Origin of the sequence: Mixta intestinalis (assembly GCF_009914055.1) — a bacterium.
GTDB classification, from domain to species: Bacteria; Pseudomonadota; Gammaproteobacteria; order Enterobacterales; family Enterobacteriaceae; genus Mixta; species Mixta intestinalis.
Genome location: NZ_CP028271.1, coordinates 1,579,955 through 1,603,847, shown reverse-complemented (window position 1 = coordinate 1,603,847; position 23,893 = coordinate 1,579,955). Strand labels below are relative to the sequence as shown.

At 53.7% G+C, this 23,893-nt stretch carries 20 protein-coding genes and 1 pseudogene; 10 read left to right on the top strand and 11 right to left on the bottom strand.

Translation table 11 applies throughout. The annotated features are described in order from the left end of the window. Window positions 1-212: 212 nt before the first annotated feature. Window positions 213-923, top strand: a complete 711-nt coding sequence (gene fadR, locus C7M51_RS07485; protein WP_160621214.1) for a fatty acid metabolism transcriptional regulator FadR — start codon at window positions 213-215, stop codon at window positions 921-923. Window positions 924-1,006: 83 nt separating this feature from the next. Here the strand turns inward: fadR and C7M51_RS07480 are convergent, their stop codons facing one another. Further along, window positions 1,007-2,542: a SpoVR family protein gene (locus C7M51_RS07480; RefSeq protein WP_160621213.1), complete on the bottom strand. Its 1,536-nt coding sequence runs from the start codon at window positions 2,540-2,542 to the stop codon at window positions 1,007-1,009. A 511-nt stretch (window positions 2,543-3,053) separates the two neighbouring features. Here C7M51_RS07480 and C7M51_RS07475 point away from each other — a divergent pair. Both C7M51_RS07475 and dadX read left to right on the top strand, forming a co-directional pair. Then, the gene (locus C7M51_RS07475; RefSeq protein ID WP_160621212.1) at window positions 3,054-4,358 is read left to right on the top strand and encodes a D-amino acid dehydrogenase; all 1,305 of its coding nucleotides are present in this window, start codon (window positions 3,054-3,056) and stop codon (window positions 4,356-4,358) included. Window positions 4,359-4,377: 19 nt separating this feature from the next. Then, window positions 4,378-5,448 carry a catabolic alanine racemase DadX gene (gene dadX, locus C7M51_RS07470; RefSeq protein WP_160621211.1) on the top strand — a complete coding sequence of 357 codons (1,071 nt, stop codon included), beginning with the start codon at window positions 4,378-4,380 and terminating at the stop codon, window positions 5,446-5,448. Here the strand turns inward: dadX and C7M51_RS07465 are convergent. The 3 genes and pseudogenes from C7M51_RS07465 to C7M51_RS07455 form a co-directional block, all read right to left on the bottom strand. Continuing rightward, window positions 5,445-6,641: a multidrug effflux MFS transporter gene (locus C7M51_RS07465; RefSeq protein ID WP_160621210.1), complete on the bottom strand. Its 1,197-nt coding sequence runs from the start codon at window positions 6,639-6,641 to the stop codon at window positions 5,445-5,447. The genes dadX and C7M51_RS07465 overlap by 4 nt on opposite strands. A gap of 119 nt (window positions 6,642-6,760) precedes the next feature. Further along, window positions 6,761-6,994, bottom strand: coding sequence for a DUF1480 family protein (locus C7M51_RS07460; RefSeq protein ID WP_160621209.1), 234 nt, complete (start codon window positions 6,992-6,994; stop codon window positions 6,761-6,763). Between the two features lie 147 nt (window positions 6,995-7,141). Beyond that, window positions 7,142-8,755: pseudogene (locus tag C7M51_RS07455) on the bottom strand (potassium/proton antiporter); the annotation flags it as partial. A 294-nt stretch (window positions 8,756-9,049) separates the two neighbouring features. On the opposite strand from C7M51_RS07455, the gene C7M51_RS07450 reads away from it, so the two are divergent. Beyond that, window positions 9,050-9,760 (top strand): phage antirepressor KilAC domain-containing protein, encoded by a 711-nt coding sequence (locus C7M51_RS07450; protein WP_160621207.1) that lies wholly within the window; start codon window positions 9,050-9,052, stop codon window positions 9,758-9,760. Between the two features lie 139 nt (window positions 9,761-9,899). On the opposite strand, the gene C7M51_RS07445 is transcribed toward C7M51_RS07450, so the two are convergent. Beyond that, window positions 9,900-11,177, bottom strand: a complete 1,278-nt coding sequence (locus tag C7M51_RS07445; protein WP_160623596.1) for a YeaH/YhbH family protein — start codon at window positions 11,175-11,177, stop codon at window positions 9,900-9,902. A gap of 91 nt (window positions 11,178-11,268) precedes the next feature. Beyond that, window positions 11,269-13,203, bottom strand: a complete 1,935-nt coding sequence (gene yeaG / locus C7M51_RS07440; RefSeq protein ID WP_160621206.1) for a protein kinase YeaG — start codon at window positions 13,201-13,203, stop codon at window positions 11,269-11,271. A 425-nt stretch (window positions 13,204-13,628) separates the two neighbouring features. Here yeaG and C7M51_RS07435 point away from each other — a divergent pair, with 425 nt between their 5' ends. After that, window positions 13,629-14,378: a MipA/OmpV family protein gene (locus C7M51_RS07435; RefSeq protein WP_160621205.1), complete on the top strand. Its 750-nt coding sequence runs from the start codon at window positions 13,629-13,631 to the stop codon at window positions 14,376-14,378. A 76-nt stretch (window positions 14,379-14,454) separates the two neighbouring features. Then, on the top strand, window positions 14,455-15,306 hold the full coding sequence (locus tag C7M51_RS07430) for an aldo/keto reductase (RefSeq protein ID WP_160621204.1): 852 nt from the start codon (window positions 14,455-14,457) through the stop codon (window positions 15,304-15,306). 38 nt (window positions 15,307-15,344) lie between these two features. On the opposite strand, the gene C7M51_RS07425 is transcribed toward C7M51_RS07430, so the two are convergent. Then, window positions 15,345-16,223, bottom strand: a complete 879-nt coding sequence (locus C7M51_RS07425; RefSeq protein WP_160621203.1) for a D-hexose-6-phosphate mutarotase — start codon at window positions 16,221-16,223, stop codon at window positions 15,345-15,347. Window positions 16,224-16,303: 80 nt separating this feature from the next. Next, on the bottom strand, window positions 16,304-17,302 hold the full coding sequence (gene gapA, locus C7M51_RS07420; protein WP_160621202.1) for a glyceraldehyde-3-phosphate dehydrogenase: 999 nt from the start codon (window positions 17,300-17,302) through the stop codon (window positions 16,304-16,306). A 342-nt stretch (window positions 17,303-17,644) separates the two neighbouring features. On the opposite strand from gapA, the gene msrB reads away from it, so the two are divergent. Next, window positions 17,645-18,055, top strand: coding sequence for a peptide-methionine (R)-S-oxide reductase MsrB (gene msrB, locus C7M51_RS07415; protein WP_160621201.1), 411 nt, complete (start codon window positions 17,645-17,647; stop codon window positions 18,053-18,055). A gap of 2 nt (window positions 18,056-18,057) precedes the next feature. Then, window positions 18,058-18,339 (top strand): YeaC family protein, encoded by a 282-nt coding sequence (locus tag C7M51_RS07410; RefSeq protein WP_160621200.1) that lies wholly within the window; start codon window positions 18,058-18,060, stop codon window positions 18,337-18,339. Between the two features lie 48 nt (window positions 18,340-18,387). On the opposite strand, the gene pncA is transcribed toward C7M51_RS07410, so the two are convergent. From pncA to sppA, 3 genes are all read right to left on the bottom strand, one after another. Beyond that, window positions 18,388-18,999 carry a bifunctional nicotinamidase/pyrazinamidase gene (gene pncA, locus C7M51_RS07405; protein ID WP_160621199.1) on the bottom strand — a complete coding sequence of 204 codons (612 nt, stop codon included), beginning with the start codon at window positions 18,997-18,999 and terminating at the stop codon, window positions 18,388-18,390. After that, window positions 18,999-20,030 (bottom strand): asparaginase, encoded by a 1,032-nt coding sequence (gene ansA / locus C7M51_RS07400; RefSeq protein WP_160621198.1) that lies wholly within the window; start codon window positions 20,028-20,030, stop codon window positions 18,999-19,001. Before ansA ends, pncA begins: the two co-directional genes overlap by 1 nt. A 96-nt stretch (window positions 20,031-20,126) precedes the next feature. Continuing rightward, entirely contained in the window at window positions 20,127-21,983 is a 1,857-nt protein-coding gene (sppA, locus tag C7M51_RS07395) for a signal peptide peptidase SppA (protein ID WP_160621197.1), read from the bottom strand. A gap of 172 nt (window positions 21,984-22,155) precedes the next feature. On the opposite strand from sppA, the gene C7M51_RS07390 reads away from it, so the two are divergent. Next, on the top strand, window positions 22,156-22,707 hold the full coding sequence (locus C7M51_RS07390) for an NAD(P)H nitroreductase (protein ID WP_160621196.1): 552 nt from the start codon (window positions 22,156-22,158) through the stop codon (window positions 22,705-22,707). Window positions 22,708-22,840: 133 nt separating this feature from the next. Continuing rightward, on the top strand, window positions 22,841-23,884 hold the full coding sequence (gene selD, locus C7M51_RS07385; RefSeq protein WP_160621195.1) for a selenide, water dikinase SelD: 1,044 nt from the start codon (window positions 22,841-22,843) through the stop codon (window positions 23,882-23,884). Window positions 23,885-23,893 lie beyond the last annotated feature (9 nt).

Sequence of the window (23,893 nt, the reverse complement as noted above, 5' to 3'; positions counted from 1 at the left end):
AGTAACCTCATGCGAATTAAGTAAATTTCAAATGCAAAGGGTAATCGTCGCTTACGATGGTGGCAATGCGCTTACGGCTAAACAGCCGAATAATCTCGTGAATATTTGCGCCGGGTTAAAGTTTTAACCGCAGCGAGGCTAGGTGATGCCTGGGCCCTCTGGTATGATGAGCGCCATATTGCCTGATGATAAAGCAACGAGAATATAACGCTATGGTTATAAAGGCGCAGAGCCCGGCCGGGTTCGCGGAAGAATATATCATTGAAAGTATCTGGAATAGCCGTTTTCCTCCTGGGTCCATCCTCCCTGCCGAGCGCGAACTGTCTGAATTAATCGGCGTCACCCGCACCACACTGCGCGAAGTACTTCAGCGTCTGGCGCGTGACGGCTGGCTGACGATTCAGCACGGCAAGCCTACGCGGGTTAATGATTTCTGGGAAACGTCCGGCCTGAATATTCTTGAAACGCTGGCGCGTCTCGATCACGATAGCGTACCGCAGCTGATTGATAATCTGCTTTCCGTACGTACCAATATTTCCTCTATTTTTATTCGTCGCGCCATCCGCCACTTTCCCGAGAGGGCGCGCGAGGTGTTAATCAGTGCTGAAGGCATTGACGATCAGGCGGATGCCTATACCGAGCTGGACTACCGTATTTTCCGCGGTCTGGCTTTTGCATCGGGCAACCCGATTTATGGCCTGATCCTTAACGGTCTGAAAGGGCTCTATACCCGCGTTGGGCGTCACTATTTCGCTAACCCGGAAGCGCGCCTGCTGGCGCAGCGCTTTTATCAGCAGCTGCTGGCGTTTTGCGATGGTGCCGATCCGGAGCATATCGTGGCTGCCGTACGCGATTACGGGCGTCGCAGCGGTGATATCTGGCACAGCATGCAAACGTTGCCGGACGATTTGCAGCGCCGCTGAGCCGTCTGAAGCAGCGTAAGCGCTGTTAAATGACAATAAAAAAGGCCGGAAACATCGTCGGCCTTTAGATTGCTACGCTATCGCTACAGCGAGTTAGGGCGCGGCGGACAGCGATCCAGCATCTCTACGCTCCCATCCTCATTTTGCTGTTCAAGATGTACATCAAACCCCCACAGGCGATGCACATGCTTTAGCACTTCGCGGCGGCTTTTATCCAGCGGCGCACGCTGATGCGGCACATAGCGCAGCGTCAGGGAACGATCGCCGCGCAGATCGACATTGTAAACCTGAATATTGGGCTCAAGGTTGCTCAGGTTGTACTGTGCCGACAGCTGTTGACGGATAGCACGATAGCCCGCTTCATCATGGATCGCCGCAATCTCCAGATAGTTATTGCGATCGTCATCCAGCACGGTAAACAGGCGGAAATCGCGCATTACCTTCGGCGACAGGAACTGGCTGATAAAGCTCTCATCTTTAAATTCGCGCATAGCAAAATGCAGCGTCTCCAGCCAGTCTGAACCGGCGATATCAGGGAACCAGTAGCGATCTTCTTCCGTCGGTGACTGACAGATGCGCTTGATATCCTGGAACATGGCAAAACCGAGTGCATAAGGGTTGATGCCGTTATACCACTGACTGTTGTAGCTGGGCTGAAACACCACGTTAGTGTGGCTGTGCAGGAACTCCAGCATAAAACGCTCGGTTACTTTCCCTTTATCATACAGATGATTCAGGATGGTGTAGTGCCAGAAGGTGGCCCAGCCTTCGTTCATGACCTGCGTCTGTTTCTGCGGATAAAAATACTGGCTGACCTTACGCACAATGCGCAGGATCTCACGCTGCCAGGGCTCCAGCAGCGGGGCGTTCTTCTCCATAAAGTAGAGTAAATTTTCCTGTGGTTCAGAAGGGAAACGCACTTTCTCCGCATGGACTTCCTCTTTTTCGCGGCGCGGCAGCGTACGCCAGAGGGTATTTACCTGGCTTTGCAGATATTCTTCACGACTCTTCTGCCGGGCTTTCTCCTCCTGAAGCGAAATTTTTTGCGGGCGTTTGTAGCGATCGACCCCATAGTTCATCAGCGCGTGACAGGAGTCGAGTAGTCGTTCCACCTCTTCAACGCCATAACGCTCTTCGCATTCGGCAATATAATTTTTGGCGAACAGCAAATAGTCGATGATCGAGCTGGCATCGGTCCAGCTGCGGAACAGGTAGTTATTTTTGAAAAATGAGTTATGGCCGTAGCAGGCGTGCGCAATCACCAGCGCCTGCATGGTAATGGTGTTCTCTTCCATCAGGTAGGCGATACAGGGATTGGAGTTAATGACGATTTCATACGCCAGTCCCTGTTGGCCATGTTTGTAGCGCTGCTCGGTTTCGATAAACTTTTTGCCAAAAGACCAGTGGGCATAGTTAATCGGCATCCCGACGCTGGAATAGGCATCCATCATCTGCTCCGAGGTGATGACTTCAATTTGATGCGGGTAGGTTTCCAGCCGGTAGTGTTTCGCTACGCGGTCGATTTCTGCCAGGTAGGTATCGAGTAGCTCAAAGGTCCAGTCGGGTCCGTCACTGAGTCGTTTGCTGTCCTTAACCGGATCGTCAAATATAGTCGTCATTGCGCACCCCTCATTGATGAATCTGCCTGAGCAAGCCGTTGCCGTGCAGATTTCTGTTGTTTAAGGCTCATCCCGAACAACACGGCCTAAAAAATTAGGCGAACACAGAGTTAATGATAGTTCACTGTTTTCCATCTGAAACCTGAATGCAACCGGAAACGGCGATACAAAATAAAGCGGCAGGAAAAATGGAGATTTTAAATAATGAATAATACGATTATTTTTCTCTTGTGCAGAATAATATATTGCACACTTCCTTTTCTGCTGGGAATGATAATTTCTGCTGATCGACCTTCATTTAATCCATTATCGCCTCACTTGCTGCTGGTTATGGTGCAAAAGCACTATTTTCTACCGAAATAACCGCCATTGCTTGTTTTTACTTACCGTGAAGGTAAAAAAGATGTGAAATATGTCAACATTATGTGTTGTAAGATGCGGCAAAATTATCATCCGCCGTGTAGGCTAACATTCAGAATATTGTTCTTTAATGATCTCTCCTGGGGGAGCTATGCGTGTTGTCATTCTGGGAAGTGGAGTTGTCGGCGTAGCCAGCGCCTGGTATCTGGCACAGGCGGGACATGAGGTAACGGTGATCGATCGCCAGTCAGGCGCTGCACAGGAAACCAGTGCCGGAAACGCCGGGCAGATCTCGCCGGGCTATGCGGCACCCTGGGCAGCACCGGGCGTACCGCTAAAAGCAATGAAGTGGATGTTTCAGCGCCATGCGCCGCTGGCGATTCGACTCGACGGCAGTCGTTTTCAGCTGGAATGGATGTGGCAGATGCTGCGTAACTGCGATATTCGTCACTATCAGGAAAACAAAAGCCGCATGGTGCGTATTGCCGAATATAGCCGCGACTGCATGAAGGTACTGCGTGAGCAGACCGGTATCCGGTATGAAGGGCGTCAGGGCGGCACGCTACAGCTGTTTCGCACCGCTCAGCAATATGAGAGCGCCAGTAAAGATATCGCCGTGCTGGAAGAGGCGGGCGTGCCTTATGAACTACTGGAAGCGCATCAGCTTGCCCGCGTTGAGCCTGCGCTGGCAATGACACAGCATAAACTGACCGGTGGGCTGCGGCTGCCGAATGATGAAACCGGTGACTGCCAGCTGTTTACGCAACGTCTGGCGGAGATGGCCGTGCAGGCCGGGGTGACTTTCCGCTTTAACACGCCGGTGGATCGCCTGCTGCGTGAAGGAAACCGTATCGTTGGCGTGCAGTGTGGCAACGAGGTGCTGACGGCGGACAGCTATGTGGTGGCTTTTGGTTCCTGGTCTACCGCGTTGCTGAAAGATATCGTCTCTATTCCTGTTTATCCGCTGAAAGGCTATTCGCTGACTATTCCATTGCGCGATGAAGCGGGTGCGCCGGTTTCTACCGTGCTGGATGAAACTTACAAAATTGCGATTACGCGCTTCGATCGGCGTATTCGCGTCGGCGGTATGGCTGAGATCGTCGGCTTTAATACGCAGCTGCCACCGGTACGGCGCGAAACGCTGGAAATGGTGGTACGCGACCTCTATCCCAACGGCGGTTTTGTTGAGCAGGCAAGCTTCTGGACCGGCCTGCGCCCGATGACGCCGGACGGCACGCCCATCGTCGGCGCAACGCCGCTGAAGAATCTTTATCTCAATACTGGTCACGGTACGCTCGGTTGGACGATGGCATGCGGTTCAGGCCAGCTGCTTTCTGATATCATTTCCGGCAAAAGACCGGCAATTGCCGCAGATGACCTGTCGGTACACCGTTATCTGCCTGGTTTCTCGCCGGTAACGCATCCGCAGCTACCTAATGCTAACGTTGCACGTTAATGAGTTACAAGGAGAGGCTATGTCACGTCCGATTGTCGCAACCATTCATAGCGCTGCGTTGCGGCAAAACCTGGCAATTGTGCGTCAGGCCGCGCCGGATTCCCGTATCTGGTCTGTTGTAAAAGCGAATGGCTACGGTCACGGCATCGATCGTATCTGGCAGCATTTGAGTGATACCGATGGCTTTGCTTTACTCAACCTTGAAGAGGCAATTCTGCTGCGCGAGCGCGGCTGGAAAAAACCGATACTGCTGCTGGAAGGTTTTTTCCACAGCGATGAGCTGGCGCTGCTGGATCGCTATCGGTTGACTACCAGCCTGCACAGCAACTGGCAAATCAAAGCGCTGGCGCAGGCGCGGCTGAGCGCGCCACTGGATATTTATGTCAAAGTTAATACCGGCATGAATCGGCTGGGCTTTTTGCCGGAGCAGGTCCATAACGTCTGGCAGAAGCTACGCGCGCTGGAAAACGTGGGTGAAATGACGTTGATGACCCATTTTGCCGAAGCGGAAAGCGCAGAAGGCATAGTCGAGCCGATGAAGCAGGTGGAGCGGGCGGCAGAAGGGCTGGACTGCCCGCGTTCGCTGTCGAATTCGGCGGCAACGCTCTGGCATCCTGAGGCGCACTTCGATTGGGTAAGGCCGGGCATCGTGCTGTATGGGGCCTCGCCCAGCGGTCAGTGGCAGGATATCGCCAGTACCGGTCTGAAACCAGCCATGACGCTTACCAGCGACGTTATCGCCGTGCAAACGGTGAAGGCGGGTGCAGGGATTGGGTATGGTTATCGCTATCATGCGTCTGAAGAACAGCGTATCGGTATTGTCGCCTGCGGCTATGCCGATGGCTATCCGCGTCACGCGCCTACCGGCACGCCGGTTATGGTGGATGGCGTGCGCACCCGAACGCTGGGAACCGTTTCTATGGATATGCTGGCCGTAGATTTAACGCCTTGCCCGCAGGCCGGCATTGGTTCGAAGGCCGAGCTGTGGGGTGAGCAGATCAAAATTGACGAGGTGGCCAGCAGTGCCGGTACCGTTGGCTATGAGCTGATGTGTGCGCTGACACCGCGGGTACCGGTTGAAGTCCGTTAAAACGAGAGCGCGGTAAGCGAACCGCGCATCTTTTTACTGTAGCGCCACGCCAGAAACGTGAGCGCTGCACCTGCCAGCATCATCAGCGCCAGCGCATCTTTTTCTTTCAGCGGCAGCGCCATCATCAACAGCCCGGCAGACGAGCCGCCCGCCATCTGAATAAAACCTGCCAGCGCCGACGCCACGCCAGCCTGCTGGTGATAAGGCTCCAGCGCGTAGCTGGTGGCGGGGCCAACGGTAAAGGCCAGCCCGGCAACGGATACCGCTACCGGCAACATATAAAGCGCCCAGTGGGTTTGCAGTGACGCAGGTAGCATCTGTTCGCCAGCAAACAACAATACGCTGCCCAACAGCATCGCCAGCGTGCCCAGCGCCAGACAAACGGGACGTCCTACCTTGCGAATCATTTTATTAACCAGCACGCTGACCAGCATGATCCAGAAACCATTAGCGCCAAAGGCGATGGAAAACTGTAAGGCGCTCAACTGGCCTTCGGTCATCAACACGTGCGGCGCCAGCGAAACGTAGGTGAGTACCATTCCTAACGCGCCGGCATTGGCAAAGGCGAAGGCCAAAAAGCGTGGCTCACGCAGGATTGCGCCATACTGACGCAGCGGCAACCCTTTAACCTTGCGCGTATCCGCCGGACGCGTTTCCGGCAGCAACAGGCCAATCAGCACGCTGATAAACAGCGCGTAGCAGGCCAGGAACCAGAAGGGTGCACGCCAGCCGAAGGCCTCGGCAAGAAAGCCGCCCAGCATCGGTGCCAGCGCTGGCACAATATTCAGTGCGCCGTTAAGAAAGCCGTAGGCACGAGCCGCGTCGTCACCGGTCAGGCGATCGCGCACGCCGCTGAAAGCCACTACCGCCGTACAGCAGACGGCGCAGCCCTGTACCACGCGTGCCAGTAAAAACATCGGCCAGTTCAGCGCGCAGGCGGCCAGGGCGCTGCCGCAGATGTAAAGCAGCAGGCCGATCATCGCTATTGGTTTTCGGCCAAAGTTATCTACCAGCGGTCCGGCGATAATCTGCCCCAGCCCCATTACTAACAGGAAAATTGGGATAGTTGTCTGTACCGTGGAGACCGGCGTTGATAGCCCCAGAGCAATATCCGGTAGCGTGGGCAAATAGAGATCGATGCCCAGCGGAGCCAGTAGCACCAGGCTAAGCAACAGAAAGGTAAATTTTTGCATAGAAAAAGGGTTGCCCTGAATTTTTTAAGCTGCACAGGGTAAAGAGATGTTAAACAAAAAGAAAGAAGAATGATAAAAAGGGGAGCAGCGAGGTACTGCCCCGGACGGCGATCGGCGTATCAGGCAGGTTTTTTCAATACCCAGCGATCCTGTTGCTTATCATAGTGGCAGATTTGCAAATCAACCGGCTCACCGTCGATCCAGGCAGGAACGCTGGTTTCCTGATCCCAGCCGTCAAGCTGGTAGCTGAGTCCGGGATTAGTTTGACAGGGGATGCTGACGGTATCTATCTTTTCGGCATCCAGATCCGCATCAATAATCTCGTAGCGACCAATTTTGACTACATGACCCATAGTTATTCCCTCCAGGAAAGACGTGAGCTTTAAGCGTAGTCGCTCCGGCAGGAAAATCGAGCCGCAAAACCTGGAACCGGATTATTCTTTCTCTTCAGGTACGCGCACGCCGATTTTAATCACCTGATTATCTTCTTTCTCCGCCACCGTCCAGATAAGGTGGTTCCATTCCACCTGATCGCCGACGACCGGCGCACCGCCCAGCATGCCCAGAATGAGCTGGCCCAGCGACTGCTGATCGTTCGTCTCTTCATCCAGATCGAGTCCGTAGATCTGTGCCACATCGCGTAGCCGTGCATCGGCTTCCAGGATAAAGTCGCCAAAGAAACGCTGATCGAGCGCTACCGGCGGCGACTGGCTAAACAATTTGCCGAGCGCGGGCAGATCGCGTTCGCGCCCGATCACGCACAGTACATCGCCCTCGCGCAGGCGGGTGTTACCGGTAGGGTGCATCAATACGTTATTGCGAAACAGCGCCGCGATCCGCGTTTCGCGTGGCATATGCAGATCGCGCAGCGCCGCGCCAACGCACCATTTATCGGCGCTCAGCTGATAAACAAACTGCTCCCAGGGGTTTTCAGGATGAATATCAAGCCCGGCGCGGCTGATCGGCGAGGCGGTAGGGGGGACGATCACTTTTGCCTTCCGCGCCGCAAAGCCTAACGAGGTGCCCTGTAGCATCAGTGATACCAGCACCACGAAAAAGGCGATATTAAAGAACAGTGAGGCGTTCTCCAGCCCCGCCATCATCGGAAACACTGCCAGTATAATCGGCACCGCGCCGCGCAGCCCGACCCAGCTGATAAAAACGCGCTCGCGCAGGGTAAAGCTGCGGAACGGCAACAGCCCGACCAGTACCGAAATCGGACGGGCAAACAGAATCAACCAGAGTGACAGCAACATTGCCGGAACGGCGATATGCCAGAGATCGGACGGCGTTACCAGCAGGCCCAGCACCAGGAACATACCGATCTGGCTCAGCCAGGCCATACCGTCAAAGGTTTGCAGGATGCCGTGTCGGTTGCGAATCGGGCGATTACCTAGCAGGAAGCCGCAGAGATAGACTGCCAGAATGCCGCTGCCTTCCAGCACGGTGGTCAGTGCGAACACCAGAATACCGCCGCTGACGGCCAGCAAGGGATAGAGGCCGTTTGCCAGGGAAATACGATTGATAAGCTGCTGGATCGCCCAGCCCCCGCCCAGCCCCAGCACGATACCAAGACCGAACTGCTGGATAAGATGCACTACAAACATCCAGCTCAGGCCGGTTTCGCCCCGTTGGATCATTTCGATCAGGGTGATGGTCAGGAAAACCGCCATCGGGTCGTTGCTGCCGGACTCAATCTCCAGCGTGGAACTGACGCGTTCGTTAAGCCCTTTATCACCCAGCAGAGAGAAAACGGCGGCGGCATCGGTTGAGCCGATAATGGCCCCGATCAGAAAGCCCTGCATCAGATCGAGACGAAACAGCCAGGCGGCAGCCAGCCCGGTTAATCCGGCGGTAATCAACACCCCGACCGTTGCCAGCGATAGCGCCGGACCAAGCGCGACGCGTAGCGAGCTGGCACGGGTACGCATGCCGCCATCCAGCAAAATCACCGCCAGCGCAAGGTTAGAAACCAGATAGGCGAGCGGATAGTTATCAAAGGCGATGCCGCCGATGCCGTCCACGCCGGTCAACATGCCGAGCGCAAGGAAGATCACCAGAATAGGGATGCCAAGGCGTGATGAGAACGAGCTAAGCAGAATGCTTGATGCCACCAGTACGGAACCGATAATGAAAAGACTGTAAATCGTGCTGGCGTTCAAAGCGGATTCTCCTCACAAAGCAGGCTGGTTAAGACAAGGCTGGACGTCGCATTACTATAACCGTTTTAAAAAGATAATGCTTTATCAATAGCTTGTCCCAGCTGATTAGGGAAAGGTTTTATTTTTTTCGCGTTGCCTCGCAAAACTAAATTGATTAAAAAAAATACTGGATATCCAGCCAGTAATCAGTATACTATTTGTACTCCCGCATGGGGCTGTTGCTGTTTGCAAGACAATGGTGAAGCTATGATGATTTCAACTGAGAGCCTGAATGCTCTTCATCAATCCGTCACGATGAGTAGCCGCGAAATCGCAGAGATGACCGGTAATACGCATGGCGAGGTGAAACGTCTGATAAAGAGCCTGGAAACCGCGCAGCGGCTGTCGCAGCCGCTTACCGCCTGGGACTATGAAGCTGAAGGAACGGTGCGCCAGGAGTATCGCCTTAATAAGCGTGACTCGGTGCTGGCCGTAGCACGTTTATCACCGGCGTTTACCGCTGAAGCGCTGGATCGCTGGCAGGAGCGTGAAAAAGTGGCGCATCTGCCCGATTTCACCAATCCGGCTGAAGCGGCACGTGCCTGGGCTGAACAGTTTGAGCAGCGCCAGAAGGCAGAGCAGCAGCTGGCGCTTTTTGCACCCAAGGCGGAGTTCTTCGACCGTTATGTCACGGTGGAAGAGGAGTCGCTCGGTTTTCGCCAGCTGTGCAAGATGCTGAAAGTTAAAGAACCAGATTTTCGTCAGTTTCTGCTGGAGCGCAATATTATGTACCGTCTGAACGGAACGCTGACGCCTCATCAGCAGCACCTTAGCGCCGGGCGTTTTACCCTACGCTCTGGCGTGGGCGAAAATCAGCACGCGTTTTCTCAGGCGCGCTTTACGGCGAAAGGGGTTAAGTGGGTGGCCAGCCTGTGGGCCGGACATATTGCCTCGCAGCCAAAAGGCGCTGCGGCCTGAAAACAGGTCTCATTATCTGAAGTGTGGCGCAGTAAAAAGCCGGTCAATAACGACCGGCTTTTTGTTATCTGCTTAAGGGTGCGGCATTGAAGCCGACTGGTTTAGGGCGCGCTCTGAAACCAACATCACCGACGTTGTCTCAACTCTCCGCCGCCTGTCGGTGAAACAGTTCGCGGAATACCGGATAGATATCTTCCGGTTCGCGAATGTGCTGAATAGCGAAGTTATCAAACGTTGCCTGTAAATGCTCATATTCGCGCCATAGCGTTTGATGCGCGCGCCGGGTAATCTCGATATAGCTATAGTAACGCACCACTGGCAGGATGTTTTTTGCCAGAATTTCATGGCACAGCGGCGAATCATCGGCCCAGTTGTCGCCATCTGAAGCCTGTGCAGCGTAGATATTCCACTGCGTGGGATCGTAGCGCGCTTTTACTACCTCATCCATTAGCTTAAGCGCGCTGGAAACAATGGTGCCGCCCGTTTCCTGCGAGTAGAAAAACTCCTGTTCGTCCACCTCTTTTGCCTGCGTATGATGGCGGATATAAACCACCTCGACGTTTTTATAGGTTCGGCTCAGGAACAGATAGAGCAGAATATAAAAGCGTTTCGCCATATCCTTTGTGGGCTGATCCATCGAGCCGGAAACGTCCATCAGACAAAACATTACCGCCTGGCTGGACGGTTCCGGGCGTTTCTCGAAGTTTTTATAGCGTAGATCGAAGGTGTCAATAAACGGCACGCGCTCAATGCGCGCCCGCAGCTCGGCAATCTCTTTTCTGAGCCGCTCTTCCTCCAGAAGCTGTGCCGGCTCCGCTTTTTCTGTCAGCAGCAGCGCCTCTTCCAGTTCGTGCAGCATGCGCCGTTTACCTGCCGTCATCGCGGTACGCCGCGCCAGGGAGTTTTGCAACGAGCGTACCACGCTGATGTTGGCTGGCACGCCATTGGAAGTGAAGCCCGCACGATGCGTTTTAAACTCGTTCATCTGTCGCTGCTGCGTTTTACGCAGATGCGGCAGCGCCAGATCTTCAAACAGCAGATCGAGATATTCATCTTTTGAAATCTGGAAAACAAACTCATCCTGTCCTTCGCCATCCTGGCTGGCGTTGCCCTGACCACTGCCGCCGCCTCCGCCACCGCCCTGAGGACGTTCAATACGATCGTTCTGTACGAAGTGATCGTTGCCAGGATGAACGCGATGGCGGGTGCCGCCGCGTCCCTGATGAAAAATGGGTTCGTTAATGTCATCTACCGGAATCGAAACGGATTCACCACTCTCAACGTCGGTCACCGAACGTTTGTTAATGGCCTCGGAGATCGACTGTTTGATTTGCGACTTATAGCGGCGTAAAAAGCGCTGACGGTTTACCGCGCTCTTGTTTTTGCCGTTGAGTCGCCGATCGATAAAATAGGCCATAGCTCCCCCAACAACGTTGTAAGCCAGGCCGGGCATCGCGCCCGACCTGTTTTATGCTTTGATTACGCGTTTATTGCTTACACGCCTTCACTCAAGATGATTTGCGTACGCGCAGATACCATTCGCACAGCAGACGAACCTGCTTGCGGGTATAGCCTTTCTCCATCATGCGGTCGACAAAATCGTCATGTTTCTTCTGCTCGTCGGTAGATGTTTTCGCGTTAAACGAGATAACCGGCAGCAGTTCTTCGGTGTTAGAGAACATTTTCTTCTCAATTACCGTGCGCAGCTTCTCATAGCTGGTCCAGTTAGGGTTACGACCATTGTTTTGTGCACGGGCACGCAATACAAAGTTGACGATCTCATTACGGAAATCCTTCGGATTGCTGATGCCGGCGGGTTTTTCAATTTTTTCCAGTTCGGCATTCAGTGCTTCACGATCGAACAACTGTCCGGTATCGGGATCGCGGTACTCCTGGTCCTGAATCCAGAAATCGGCGTAGGTGACATAACGATCGAAGATGTTCTGACCGTACTCGGAATAGGATTCCAGATAGGCGGTCTGAATTTCTTTGCCGATAAACTCCGCATATTTTGGAATTAAATAGCCTTTTAAAAACTCAAGGTACTTTTCCGCCAGCTCCTGCGGGAACTGCTCGCGTTCAATCTGCTGCTCCAGCACATAGAACAGATGCACCGGGTTTGCCGCCACTTCGGTATGATCGAAGTTGAACACGCGTGACAGAATTTTAAAGGCAAAGCGGGTCGAAAGGCCGTTCATGCCTTCGTCAACGCCAGCGTAGTCGCGATATTCCTGATACGATTTTGCCTTCGGATCGGTATCCTTCAGGCTTTCGCCATCGTAAACCCGCATCTTGGAATAGATGCTGGAGTTTTCTGGCTCTTTCAGCCGTGAAAGGATAGAGAAGCGCGCCAGCGTTTCCAGCGTGCCGGGTGCGCAGGGCGCATGGGTCAGCTCACTGTGGTTAAGCAGCTTCTCATAGATTTTGATCTCTTCCGATACGCGCAGGCAGTAAGGCACCTTGACGATATAAACACGGTCAAGGAACGCCTCGTTGTTTTTGTTATTACGGAACTGTACCCATTCCGATTCGTTGGAGTGCGCCAGAATAATGCCGTTGAAGGGCAGCGCGGAGATCCCTTCGGTGCCGTTATAGTTACCCTCCTGCGTGGCGGTCAGCAGGGGATGCAGCACCTTGATTGGCGCTTTGAACATCTCGACGAATTCCATAATCCCCTGGTTAGCGCGGCAGAGCGCGCCGGAGTAGCCGTAGGCGTCGGGATCGTTCTGGGCGTGGTTTTCCAGCTTGCGGATATCTACTTTACCCACCAGCGCGGAGATGTCCTGGTTGTTTTCATCACCCGGTTCGGTTTTGGCAATCGCCAGCTGTTCGAGGATAGAAGGCCAGACCTTGACCACTTTAAAACGGGTAATGTCGCCGCCGAACTCATGCAGCCGCTTGGCCGCCCAGGGTGACATAATCGTACCGAGATAGCGGCGCGGTACGCCGCACTCTTTCTCAAGGATATTGGCATCTTCCTGCGGGTTAAACAGGCACAGCGGATGATCGTTTACCGGACTGCGTTCGCCGTCAGCGCTAAGCACATAAATCGGCACGCGCTGCATCAGCGATTTCAACCTTTCGGCCAGCGACGATTTCCCGCCGCCTACCGGGCCTAACAGGTAAAGGATCTGTTTCTTCTCTTCCAGCCCCTGAGCCGCGTGTTTCAGGTAGGAAACGATTTGCTCAATGGCTTCCTCCATCCCATAAAACTCTTCAAAGGCTGGATAGCGCGCAATAACGCGGTTTGAGAACAGTCGGGAAAGGCGAGGCTCCTGGGCAGTATCCACCATTACTGGCTCACCAATAGCCATCAATAGTCTTTCTGCCGCGTTGGCGTATGCACTGCGATCCTGTTTACAGGTGGTCAGGAATTCCTGCAGTGTGAACTCTTCGTCCTTGGCAGCTTCATAACGCTGACGATAGTGATCGAATATATTCATAGCGATGCCCGTCCTTTCGTTTTTAGCACAGGTAAAGGAAGCGTTATAAAAGGTGTATCAGCTTCCGGAAAATATTCTCTTGGGAGTACAGCAACCCTTATGCCAACCTGACGTATTTTTATCGGGGTACACAAATTTAATGGTTACTCTGCTCGAACGAATCACATAGGTTACTTTTAACTGTAGATGGCATTTCAGGAAATTTCTTTCATGCCATTTGATTTGCGCAGGAAAGTGAGTCAGGGAATAGAGAAGGCCCTTGCGGGGCGCGGGTTGTAACGAGTTTGTAAATAAAAACGCTTTTTTCTTTCGTTACCGCCAGGTTAGTCACGCAACAGGAAGCGTAAAAGTATAAGGATTTAAAACTGTCGCACATTAGCGTTAAACTAACTGTCTCATTGTTATATTTACGGAAGAAATATATTGTGAACCAATTCAAAATTAGCGCGCTTGCTCTGTTATTACCAATATGTGGTTTTGCATATGCAGAAGAGGCACATCCGCTGACGGTAGGGGCATCGGTAATCTATGCACAAAGCCCTTACAAAGGCGGTCAGGATCGTTACATACCGCTTCCGGTCATCAACTATGAAGGTGACCGCTTCTGGCTGCGTACTTTGCAGGGCGGATACTATCTGTGGAAAGACCAGCAGGATCAGCTTTCACTGACGTTAGCCGGTTCAGCGCAGCGTTACGATTCCAGCGATAACGATCTCGGCGCGATGAAAGGTCTGGATAAACGTCGCATGACCTTAATGGGCGGCGTTGAGTATCGTCATATTGCTGACTGGGGAATGGTGCGCACCAATCTGCTGGGCGATGTGCTGGATAAGAGCGACGGCATCGTCTGGGATCTGACCTACCTTTATCGTTTCGATTTTGGTGATTTCAGCGTGACGCCAGGAATTGGGGCTACCTGGAGCAGTGCTAACCAGAACCGCTATTACTACGGGGTTTCCGGTCATGAATCGGCGCGTACCGGCATCAGCCGCTATCGTCCTGATGACAGCTGGAGCCCTTACGTCGAACTGAGCGCAAATTATCGTCTTGGTGAGCGCTGGAATGCGGGCATCTATACGCGTTATACCCGCCTGGCCGATGAAGTTAAAGACAGCCCGATGGTGGATAATAACTCTCAGCTAACGGTCTGGACCGGTATTAGCTACAGCTTCTGATCGGCTGCGTTAAAACGGAGCGTTTAGCGCTCCGCTGCACCGGCATGGTGCTTGCCTGATGTGCAATGGAGGGAACATGAGCAGAACCGTAAAATTTACTGACGAGCTGAGCCTGCCCGCTATCGGTCAGGGAACCTGGTATATGGGTGAACATGCGAGCCACCGTCGCTATGAAGTTGCCGCTTTACAGGCGGGTCTTGACTGTGGCCTGACGTTGATCGACACGGCGGAAATGTATGCGGAGGGCGGGGCGGAGTGCATCGTCGGTGAGGCGCTACAGGGAAGACGCGATCGCGCCTGCCTGGTATCAAAATTTTATCCGTGGAACGCGGGTGTGGTGGATGCCATCGAGGCGTGCGAACGCAGTCTGAAGCGGTTACAAACTGACTATCTTGATATTTATCTGCTGCACTGGCGCGGTAATGTTCCGCTGGAGGAAACTATCCGGGCGATGGAAACGTTGCAGCAGCAGGGTAAGATCCGTCGCTGGGGCGTTTCAAACTTTGATATCGATGATATGCGCGATCTGTGGCAGGAACCGGGCGGCAGCGCCTGCGTGACCAATCAGGTCCTTTATCATCTGGCTTCACGCGGCATTGAGTTCGATCTACTGCCAGCCTGTCGTGAGCAGCATCTTCCGGTGATGGCTTACTGCCCGCTGGCGCAGGCGGGGCGGCTGCGACGCGATCTGATGACGAATCCCGAATTACAGGATATTGCCCGTCAGCTGGGTATCAGCGTGGCGCAGTTGCTGCTGGCATGGGTGATAAGGCAGCCGGGCGTTATGGCGATTCCGAAAGCCAGCAGCGTGACTCACGTGCAGGAAAATGCGGCAGCACTGACGGTCAGCTTAAACGATGAGCATCTGGCTCGTATGGATGCTGTTTTTCCGCCACCGCAAAGTAAACAGCCGTTGGATGTGGTTTAACGGAAAAATGGCAGAGCCGGGCAGACGCCCGGCTTTTTTTAACGCTTATTCCGTACGCGGAAGGTGGTGGCAAGGCGGGCAGGTTGCTCAACGGTGCTTTTCATTGGCCGGTTAATCCGTGCGGTTTCCACACAAACCATGGTTTTATAGCCTTCGTTCGCCATATCGTCCATGCTGCATGAGAGCTCCACGCCAGGGTTCCAGGTTACCACATCGCTGTGATGGTGATGGTAAACCTCGATAACGCGCTGTCCCTGCCGATCGTGAATCAGGCTGCAATCGTCCGGCTGGGTATAGATGCGATCGACTCGCTGCGTATAGCGCTGTTTGCCGTCAGCGGAGGTGCCCGGTTCGCCATCCTTAACCTTATCAATATAAGGATTGCCCAGGCCGCTAACTTCTACTTCGGTGATATCGGCAACGCAGAAGTAGCTGTGCAGGGCGCAGGTAGCCTGGTAATCGCCATGGGCTTCCAGTTCAATTTCACAGCGTTCGCCCAGGCGAAAACGGGCAAACAGCGTGAAATCATGTGGCCACAGCGCTTTGGTTTGTTCATTGCTTTCCAGCACCAGCGTCAGCAATACATTCTCTTCATTCTCATCATGCGCGGAAAGCGTCCAGGGCTGCACGCGTGCAAAGCCGTGTCCCGGTTTGCCTGCCGGACCAAACCACGGCCAGCATATTGGTACGCCACCGCGAATCGCTTTGCCGTTGCTGAAGGCTGTTTTCTCGCTCAGCCAGATAACCGGCTTTTCTCCGTTAGGCTGCCAGGCAATAAGCTGGGCGCCCTGTAGGGTAACGGCGGCGCGCACTTTCGGATGGTTAACCACCAGTACCGGCAGTTCGCCAATCTGACGCAGGCTCAGGTAAGGGGAGATCTGATCAACCACGGGAAGAGAAAACAGTTTTTCGGTCATGATGATAGTACCTTGCTGGAATTCAGACGATAAAAAAGGGCGACCGTAGTCGCCCTCAACGTTTAGTCTGTCACTGCTGCTTATTTAGAAGCAACCAGTGCGATCAGATCCAGAACTTTGTGAGAGTAGCCGGTTTCGTTATCATACCAGGAAACCAGTTTCACGAAGTTGTCGTTCAGAGCGATACCTGCGCTGGCATCGAATACAGAAGTCAGGGTTTCGCCGTTGAAATCGGTAGAAACCACTGCGTCTTCGGTGTAGCCCAGAACGCCTTTCATGTCGCCTTCAGAAGCGGCTTTAACAGCTTCACAGATTTCAGTGTAAGAAGCCGGTTTAGCCAGACGTACAGTCAGGTCAACTACAGATACGTTCGGAGTCGGAACGCGGAACGCCATACCGGTCAGTTTACCGTTCAGTTCCGGCAGTACTTTACCTACTGCTTTAGCAGCACCGGTAGAGGACGGGATGATGTTCTGGGATGCGCCGCGGCCGCCGCGCCAGTCTTTGTGAGACGGGCCATCAACGGTTTTCTGAGTAGCGGTGGTAGCGTGAACGGTGGTCATCAGACCTTCAACGATACCGAATTTGTCGTTGATAACTTTAGCCAGCGGAGCCAGGCAGTTGGTGGTGCAGGATGCGTTAGAAACGATATCCTGGCCAGCATATTTGTCAAAGTTGGCACCGCGAACAAACATCGGAGTGCTGTCTTTGGACGGACCGGTCATAACCACTTTTTTCGCACCAGCAGTGATGTGTTTACGCGCGGTTTCGTCAGTCAGGAAGATACCGGTTGCTTCTGCTACCACGTCAACACCGACTTCGTCCCATTTCAGGTTAGCCGGGTCTCTTTCAGAGGTAACACGGATTTTTTTGCCGTTTACGATCAGCGCGCCGTCTTGCACTTCAACGGTGCCATCGAAACGGCCGTGCGTTGAGTCATATTTCAGCATGTACGCCATGTATTCCGCGTCCAGCAGGTCGTTGATAGCAACGATTTCGATGTCTGAACGCTGCTGCGCAGCACGGAAAACGATACGACCGATACGACCAAAACCGTTAATACCTACTTTGATAGTCATATATTCCACCAGCTATTTGTTAGTGAATAAAAGGTTGCCTGTAAAATTACAAAATCCTTACCAGGCGTCAAGCGGAATCGTGTCAATTATTGCGACAGGTCAAACCCATTTCAGAGAATTCTGCCGTTTAAAACCGCTTTCACTACTCTTTACCAGTACGGATCTTGCGGCTTCATGAGCGAATATAAAGGGCTGACCTTTATGAAGAGTGACCTGTATCACAAATTGGCGGTCAGGCCATGCCTTGAGCTTGTCAGGCACAAAATATTAACCTGTTCTTGTTAACTGCTTGTTAGAATACTAGCTGATTTTTTAAGAATAACATTGCCAGAGATGATGAAAATGGCTAAAGAATTGAACGATCGTACGCCTGATAACCAGCTCAGTGAGATGCAGCGCTATGTTACTCAGCAGCGCGGTACCGAACCTCCGTTCAGCGGTGCGCTGTTGCACAACAAAGCAGAGGGGATTTATCACTGTCTGATCTGTAATGCGCCGCTGTTTTTATCGGAAAGTAAGTATGATTCCGGCTGCGGCTGGCCCAGCTTCTATCAGCCTTACAGCGAGGAGGCGATCCGTTATCTGGAGGATAATTCACACGGTATGCAGCGCATTGAGATTCGCTGCGGTAGCTGTGATGCCCATTTGGGGCACGTTTTTCCCGATGGCCCACAGCCGACCGGTGAACGTTACTGCGTGAACTCTGCATCGCTAAGCTTTAGTGATAACGACGGCAAACAGACGCGAGGCTAATTATGAAATCTGAACTTGAGGCGATTATTGCTGGCATGACGCCGGAACTGTATCAGCGTCTGGTACTGGCGGTTGAAACCGGTAAATGGCCCGATGGCGTGGCGCTTTCTGAAGAGCAAAAAGAGCATTGTATGCAGTTGGTTATGCTGTGGCAGTCGCGCCATAATCAGCAGCCGCAGCATATGAGCATCGGGCAGGGCGGTGAGCTGGTAACACGTTCAAAACGTGAACTGAAAGAAGAGTTCGGTATCAGTGACAACGTCACGCGCATTACGCTACAGTAATCCGTTGCGTTAAGCCTTATTTGCTATCCCGCCCGCAGGCGGGATTGTTTAATAACGAATAAGTGCGCCGTTAGCTGCCATCTCCTCCAGCGCCCGTTCGCTGTCCTGTGGCTGTAGATTAACGCCGCGGCAGCCTGCAACCACCACTTCTACGCCATAGCCCAGCCGCAACGCATCCAGCACGCTGAATTTAACGCAGTAATCCGTTGCCAGCCCCATCATCACCAGCTGATTAATGCCACGCTGGCGTAGCCAGGCGTCCAGCCCCGTTTGGCGTCGGTGACCGTTATCAAAGAAGGCACTATAGCTGTCGATATCGCGCTGCTCGCCCTTATGAAATACCACATCAATATAGTCACGCTGTAGCGCTGGATGAAATTCAGCCCCCCAGCTCTGCTGGATCGCATGGTCGGGCCACCAGATCTGCGGCAGACCGTTCAGCTCGCCGAGCGTATTAACCGCCTCGCCAGAAACCGAAGCGAAGCTACCATGATCGGCGGGATGCCAGTCCTGAGTGGCGATAACCGGTTCGCCACGTTGCCGGAATGTCGCTGCCAGGCGATTGGCGACGGCGATAGTGGCATCACCGTCAGCAACGGCCAGCGCGCCGCCCGGGCAAAAGTCATTCTGTAGGTCGATTAAAATCAATGCCTGCGTCATCAGATTTGTTCCTGTTGCTCATCGGGCGTCAGTTCACCGCGCAGATTAACCTGCATCAGGTGGCGAACCTCTTCGCTGTTTAACGGCTGGCTAAGCAGGTAGTGCAGCTTGGTCAGCGTTGCCTCAACGGTCATATCAAAGCCGCTGATAACGCCAGCGTGCGCCAGCGCGTTGCCGGTTGCGTAACCGCCCATATTCACTTTACCTGACATACACTGCGTCAGGTTTACCACTACGATGCCACGCGCTGATGCTGCTTCCAGTTCGGCGAGAAACTCGGCGTTTTGCGGGGCGTTACCCACGCCGTAAGAGCGCAAAATTAGCGCTTTCACCGGCTGCCGTAAAAAGTTGCGTACCACATCGGCGGAAATGCCCGGATAAATTGTCACCACGCCAATGGGCTGAGGCGTAATCGGATGCACCAGCAATTCACCCACGCCACGCGGTGCGGCAGGCGTATTCAGGCGACGAATATGTATGCCTGCTTCCAGCAGCGGCGGCAGATTAGGCGAGGCAAAAGCATTAAAGCCATCGGCATGGGCTTTAGTGGTGCGGTTGCCGCGATAAAGCGTGTTATTAAAAAACAGGGTCACTTCTTTAATCGGATAGTTAGCGGCGACAAACAGCGCGTTCAGCAGATTTTGCTGTCCGTCAGAGCGCAGTTCGGCAAGCGGTATCTGTGACCCGGTCACAATAACCGGCTTCGCCAGATTTTCCAGCATAAAGGAGAGTGCCGAGGCGGTAAAAGCCATGGTATCGGTGCCATGCAAAATCACAAAGCCATCATACAGCGCATAGTTGCGCTGGATATCTTCAGCGATAACCTGCCAGTCCTGCGGTGTCATATCGGAGGAGTCAATCAGCGGCTGATACTCATGAATCGTAAAATCGGGCATTTCCGCACGATGAAACTCTGGCATCGCTGCCAGCTGCTGTTGCAGATGGCCGGAAACCGGAATATAGCCCTGCTCGGAGCGCTGCATACCGATGGTTCCACCGGTATAGGCAACGTAAATGGATTTCTTTTGCATGAAAAGCGACTCAGCTTTACGGAAAAGTCGCAGTATACGGTAAAGCTCAGGGAAGAGCAGCCCGACCAGCGTTGTGCCGGTCGGGCTGAAGCGAGATTAACGCACTTCGCCGCAGGTCAGGCAGATAGCGTAGCGGTTCTGCGGATCGTTAAAGCGATCGAACAGGCCCGGTTGTTTTTTCATCGCGCTAACCACGTCGGCCATCGGGGCGGGAAGCCAGGCCTGTAAGGCGTTTGGCAGCATGGCGCGGGTTGATGCATCCATCTGACCCAACAGCATATCGATCAAGGCGGGCTCGCTGGTAAGCCAGTTCAGACGCACCTCTTTCAGCTTCGCCAGCTCTCCGGCTTTTGCGATGGCGTCATCAAAATCGCCCAGCGCATCAACCAACCCGTTGGCCTTCGCATCGTTGCCGGTCCAGACGTGGCCCTGAGCAATCTGATCGATCTGCTGCGGCGTTTTCTTCCGGGCTTTTGCCACCAGGCTGATGAAATTGTGATAGCCGTTCTCGATGCCGAGCTGCATCATCTGCTGCACTTCCGGCGGCAGCGCTTTGGTCATAGTTATATCGGCCAGTGGCGAAGTGGCTACGCCGTCAGTATGTACGCCGATTGCATCCAGCGAGTTTTCTACCGTGTTGATCACACCGAAAATACCGATGGAGCCGGTAAGAGTGGAAGGACTGGCCACGATATAGCTGGCTGGCGTGGAGATCCAGTAACCGCCTGACGCCGCCATGCCGCCCATCGAAACCACAATCGGTTTGCCAGCCGCTCGCGCAGCTGCCAGTTCCTGACGAATCAATTCCGATGCGGTAACGCTGCCTCCGGGGCTGTTAACGCGCAGGATAATCGCCTTAATATTTTGATCGAGTCGGGCCTGGCGAATCTGTGCGGCAGTAGTATCGCTGCCTACCGATCCTGGCGTTTCTTCACCATCCATAATGGCACCCGTTGCCAGAATGACGGCGACGTTACCGTTCTGTGTGTTGCTATCCTTAAGCGGATAGTCGTAGATGCTGATGGCGTTATAATCCTGGCCCTGCTTGTTCCAGCCGAACTGCTTCGCCAGCAGCTGCTCGGTTTCAGAACGCGTCGCCAGCTGATCGACCAGCTTACGATCTTTAGCGTAGCGCGCTGTATCTCCACCCGTTTGCTGTAAGGCTTGTAATAATCCCTGTGCGCCGGGGAAAAGCTGCTGCGGCGTAATCTTACGATTAGCGGCAACCACGTTCAGATAGTTTTGCCACAGTTCGCCAACCCAGCGGCTGTCTGCTTCGCGCGCGGCGGGCGACATATCATTACGCAGGAAAGGCTCTACCGCTGATTTATACGTGCCAACCCGGAATACGTGTGAGCTAACTTTCAGCTTATCCAGCAGTCCTTTGTAATAAAGCGTATTGGTTGCAAAACCGTGCAGATCGACCGTGCCCTGAGGGGAGAGGTAAATCTTATCGGCATAGCTGGCAAGATAGTATTGCGCCTGGCTGTAGCTGTCGCCACTGGCGTAAATCGGTTTACCGCTCTGGCGGAATTCACTCAGCGCCTTTCCGATATATTGCAGAGAGGGCTGATCGGCACCGGCGAAATTACGCAAGTCCAGTACGATGCCGGTGATTTTATCGTCAGTTTTGGCCTGCCGAATGGCGGCGACGATATCAAACAGCGAATTTTCCTTGAGGCGATCGCTGCCAGAGCCCAGCAGCTGCCGGCCTATTTTGCTCAGTTTATCGCTGACTGACGGCTTATCGACCACCACGCCGGAAAGATCGACCTTCAGCGCGCCACGCGGTACATCCACCTGCGTACCGGGATTTTTTACCTGTTGCCAGATACCGATGCCAACCAGTAAGAAAAAGATAAAGAATAAATTAAGGATGCAATCGCGAACAAAGTTCAGCACCCGCCACGTCCATTTAAAAAAGCCTGCTATGATTCGCCACACCGTGCGCATGTTTTCTCCATAATCATCAGACAGCGGGCAGAAAAACAGCTTTTCTGCCAGAATTTCATCCACATCCTAAAGAGCGGCAGAGCAAAAGTCAGTAGGAAATCGCTCATCTCTGTAACAAAACTTCAGCCTGTGGTAGTTTAATAAGAATGCTAATCATTATCAGGAGGAGCCAATGGAAGCACTACATTTACTGGTTAACCGCCGTTCCGCATCGCGTTTAACCGAGCCTGCACCGGCTGGCGAAGCGCTGGAAAATATTCTGCGGGCTGCAATGCGCGCGCCGGATCACGGCACGCTTCAGCCCTGGCGTTTTCATATCATTGAAAAAGAGGGTCTTGAACGCTTCAGCCAGCTGCTGGAACAGGCGGCTCGCGATGGTGACCAGGATGAAAAAGCGATTGAAAAAGCGAAACAGGCACCGTTTCGTGCGCCGATGATTATTACCGTTGTGGCGCACTGTGAAGATCATCCTAAGGTGCCGCGCTGGGAACAGCTGCTTTCCGCTGGCTGTGCGGTTATGGCGATGCAGATGGCTGCGATGGCGCAGGGATTTAACGGTATCTGGCGCAGCGGTGCCTGGACAGATAATGACGCGGTGCGAAAGGCCTTTCACTGCCGCGAGCAGGATGCGATCGTTGGCTTTCTCTATCTCGGTACGCCGCAGCTGAAATCCTCTACTACGGTTTTACCGCCTGAAACTGCTCCATTTGTCAGTTATTTCTGACAGACCCGCCGCGTTTATTCTGGCAGGGTGGCGCTTTAGCCCTGCTTTTTCTTTACGCTGCGTTACAGGTGACTTATCACGCCACGGCTAACGCGTTAACATACGGCCAGTGATGCGGATGAAGGAGCCATCAATGAGCCAGAGTATTCGTCTAACCCAATACAGCCACGGCGCTGGCTGCGGGTGTAAAATATCTCCCCAGGTTTTAGAAACTATCCTGCAAAGCGAGCTGACGGCGTTCCACGATCCGCAGCTGCTGGTGGGCAATGAAACACGTGATGATGCAGCCGTGTACGATCTGGGAAACGGTACGGCGGTGATTAGCACTACCGACTTTTTTATGCCTATCGTTGATGACGCATTTGATTTCGGACGCATTGCCGCAACCAATGCGATTAGCGATATTTACGCCATGGGCGGCAAGCCGATAATGGCGATCGCTATCCTGGGCTGGCCGCTGGAAAAACTGCCGCCGGAAATTGCGCGGCAGGTAGTGGAAGGCGGGCGCAGCGTCTGCCATGCTGCCGGTATCACGCTTGCGGGGGGACACTCTATCGATGCGCCTGAGCCTATTTTTGGGCTGGCGGTGACCGGCGTGGTTCCCAGCGAACGGGTGAAAAAGAACAGCGCCGCCGAAGCGGGCTGTACGCTGTTTCTCACCAAACCGTTGGGGATTGGTGTGCTAACCACCGCCGAGAAAAAATCGCTGCTGCGCCCGGAACATCAAGGGCTGGCGCGTGACGTCATGTGTCAGCTAAACAGCGCTGGCGAACAGTTTGCCCGTCTCTGCGGTGTAACGGCGATGACCGATGTCACCGGTTTCGGTTTACTGGGGCACCTGAGCGAAATTTGCCAGGGTTCTGGCGTACAGGCGCGGGTACATTTTTCCGCCGTGCCGCGTCTGCCAGGCGTGGATGATTATATTGCCGCAGGCTGCGTGCCTGGCGGTACCCAGCGTAATTTTGCCAGCTATGGTCATCTGATTGGTGACATGAGCGAGTCGCAGCGTAAGGTACTGTGCGATCCGCAAACGTCCGGTGGTTTGCTGGTAGCGGTACGTCAGGATGCCATTGACGAATTCCGTCGGCTGGCTGATAGCCTGATGCTCTCCGTCAGCCAGATTGGCGAATTAATTCCGGCCAGTCCCGGTGTTCCCTTGATTGAAATATTGCCGTAAGAGAGCCTT

Excerpts from the sequence above, each read along its gene's own strand:
- fadR (WP_160621214.1), top strand. The coding sequence starts at position 213 with ATGGTTATAAAGGCGCAGAGCCCGGCCGGGTTCGCGGAAGAATATATC.
- C7M51_RS07480 (WP_160621213.1), bottom strand. The coding sequence starts at position 2,542 with ATGACGACTATATTTGACGATCCGGTTAAGGACAGCAAACGACTCAGT.
- C7M51_RS07475 (WP_160621212.1), top strand. The coding sequence starts at position 3,054 with ATGCGTGTTGTCATTCTGGGAAGTGGAGTTGTCGGCGTAGCCAGCGCC.
- dadX (WP_160621211.1), top strand. The coding sequence starts at position 4,378 with ATGTCACGTCCGATTGTCGCAACCATTCATAGCGCTGCGTTGCGGCAA.
- C7M51_RS07465 (WP_160621210.1), bottom strand. The coding sequence starts at position 6,641 with ATGCAAAAATTTACCTTTCTGTTGCTTAGCCTGGTGCTACTGGCTCCG.
- C7M51_RS07460 (WP_160621209.1), bottom strand. The coding sequence starts at position 6,994 with ATGGGTCATGTAGTCAAAATTGGTCGCTACGAGATTATTGATGCGGAT.
- C7M51_RS07450 (WP_160621207.1), top strand. The coding sequence starts at position 9,050 with ATGATGATTTCAACTGAGAGCCTGAATGCTCTTCATCAATCCGTCACG.
- C7M51_RS07445 (WP_160623596.1), bottom strand. The coding sequence starts at position 11,177 with ATGGCCTATTTTATCGATCGGCGACTCAACGGCAAAAACAAGAGCGCG.
- yeaG (WP_160621206.1), bottom strand. The coding sequence starts at position 13,203 with ATGAATATATTCGATCACTATCGTCAGCGTTATGAAGCTGCCAAGGAC.
- C7M51_RS07430 (WP_160621204.1), top strand. The coding sequence starts at position 14,455 with ATGAGCAGAACCGTAAAATTTACTGACGAGCTGAGCCTGCCCGCTATC.
- C7M51_RS07425 (WP_160621203.1), bottom strand. The coding sequence starts at position 16,223 with ATGACCGAAAAACTGTTTTCTCTTCCCGTGGTTGATCAGATCTCCCCT.
- gapA (WP_160621202.1), bottom strand. The coding sequence starts at position 17,302 with ATGACTATCAAAGTAGGTATTAACGGTTTTGGTCGTATCGGTCGTATC.
- msrB (WP_160621201.1), top strand. The coding sequence starts at position 17,645 with ATGGCTAAAGAATTGAACGATCGTACGCCTGATAACCAGCTCAGTGAG.
- C7M51_RS07410 (WP_160621200.1), top strand. The coding sequence starts at position 18,058 with ATGAAATCTGAACTTGAGGCGATTATTGCTGGCATGACGCCGGAACTG.
- pncA (WP_160621199.1), bottom strand. The coding sequence starts at position 18,999 with ATGACGCAGGCATTGATTTTAATCGACCTACAGAATGACTTTTGCCCG.
- ansA (WP_160621198.1), bottom strand. The coding sequence starts at position 20,030 with ATGCAAAAGAAATCCATTTACGTTGCCTATACCGGTGGAACCATCGGT.
- sppA (WP_160621197.1), bottom strand. The coding sequence starts at position 21,983 with ATGCGCACGGTGTGGCGAATCATAGCAGGCTTTTTTAAATGGACGTGG.
- C7M51_RS07390 (WP_160621196.1), top strand. The coding sequence starts at position 22,156 with ATGGAAGCACTACATTTACTGGTTAACCGCCGTTCCGCATCGCGTTTA.
- selD (WP_160621195.1), top strand. The coding sequence starts at position 22,841 with ATGAGCCAGAGTATTCGTCTAACCCAATACAGCCACGGCGCTGGCTGC.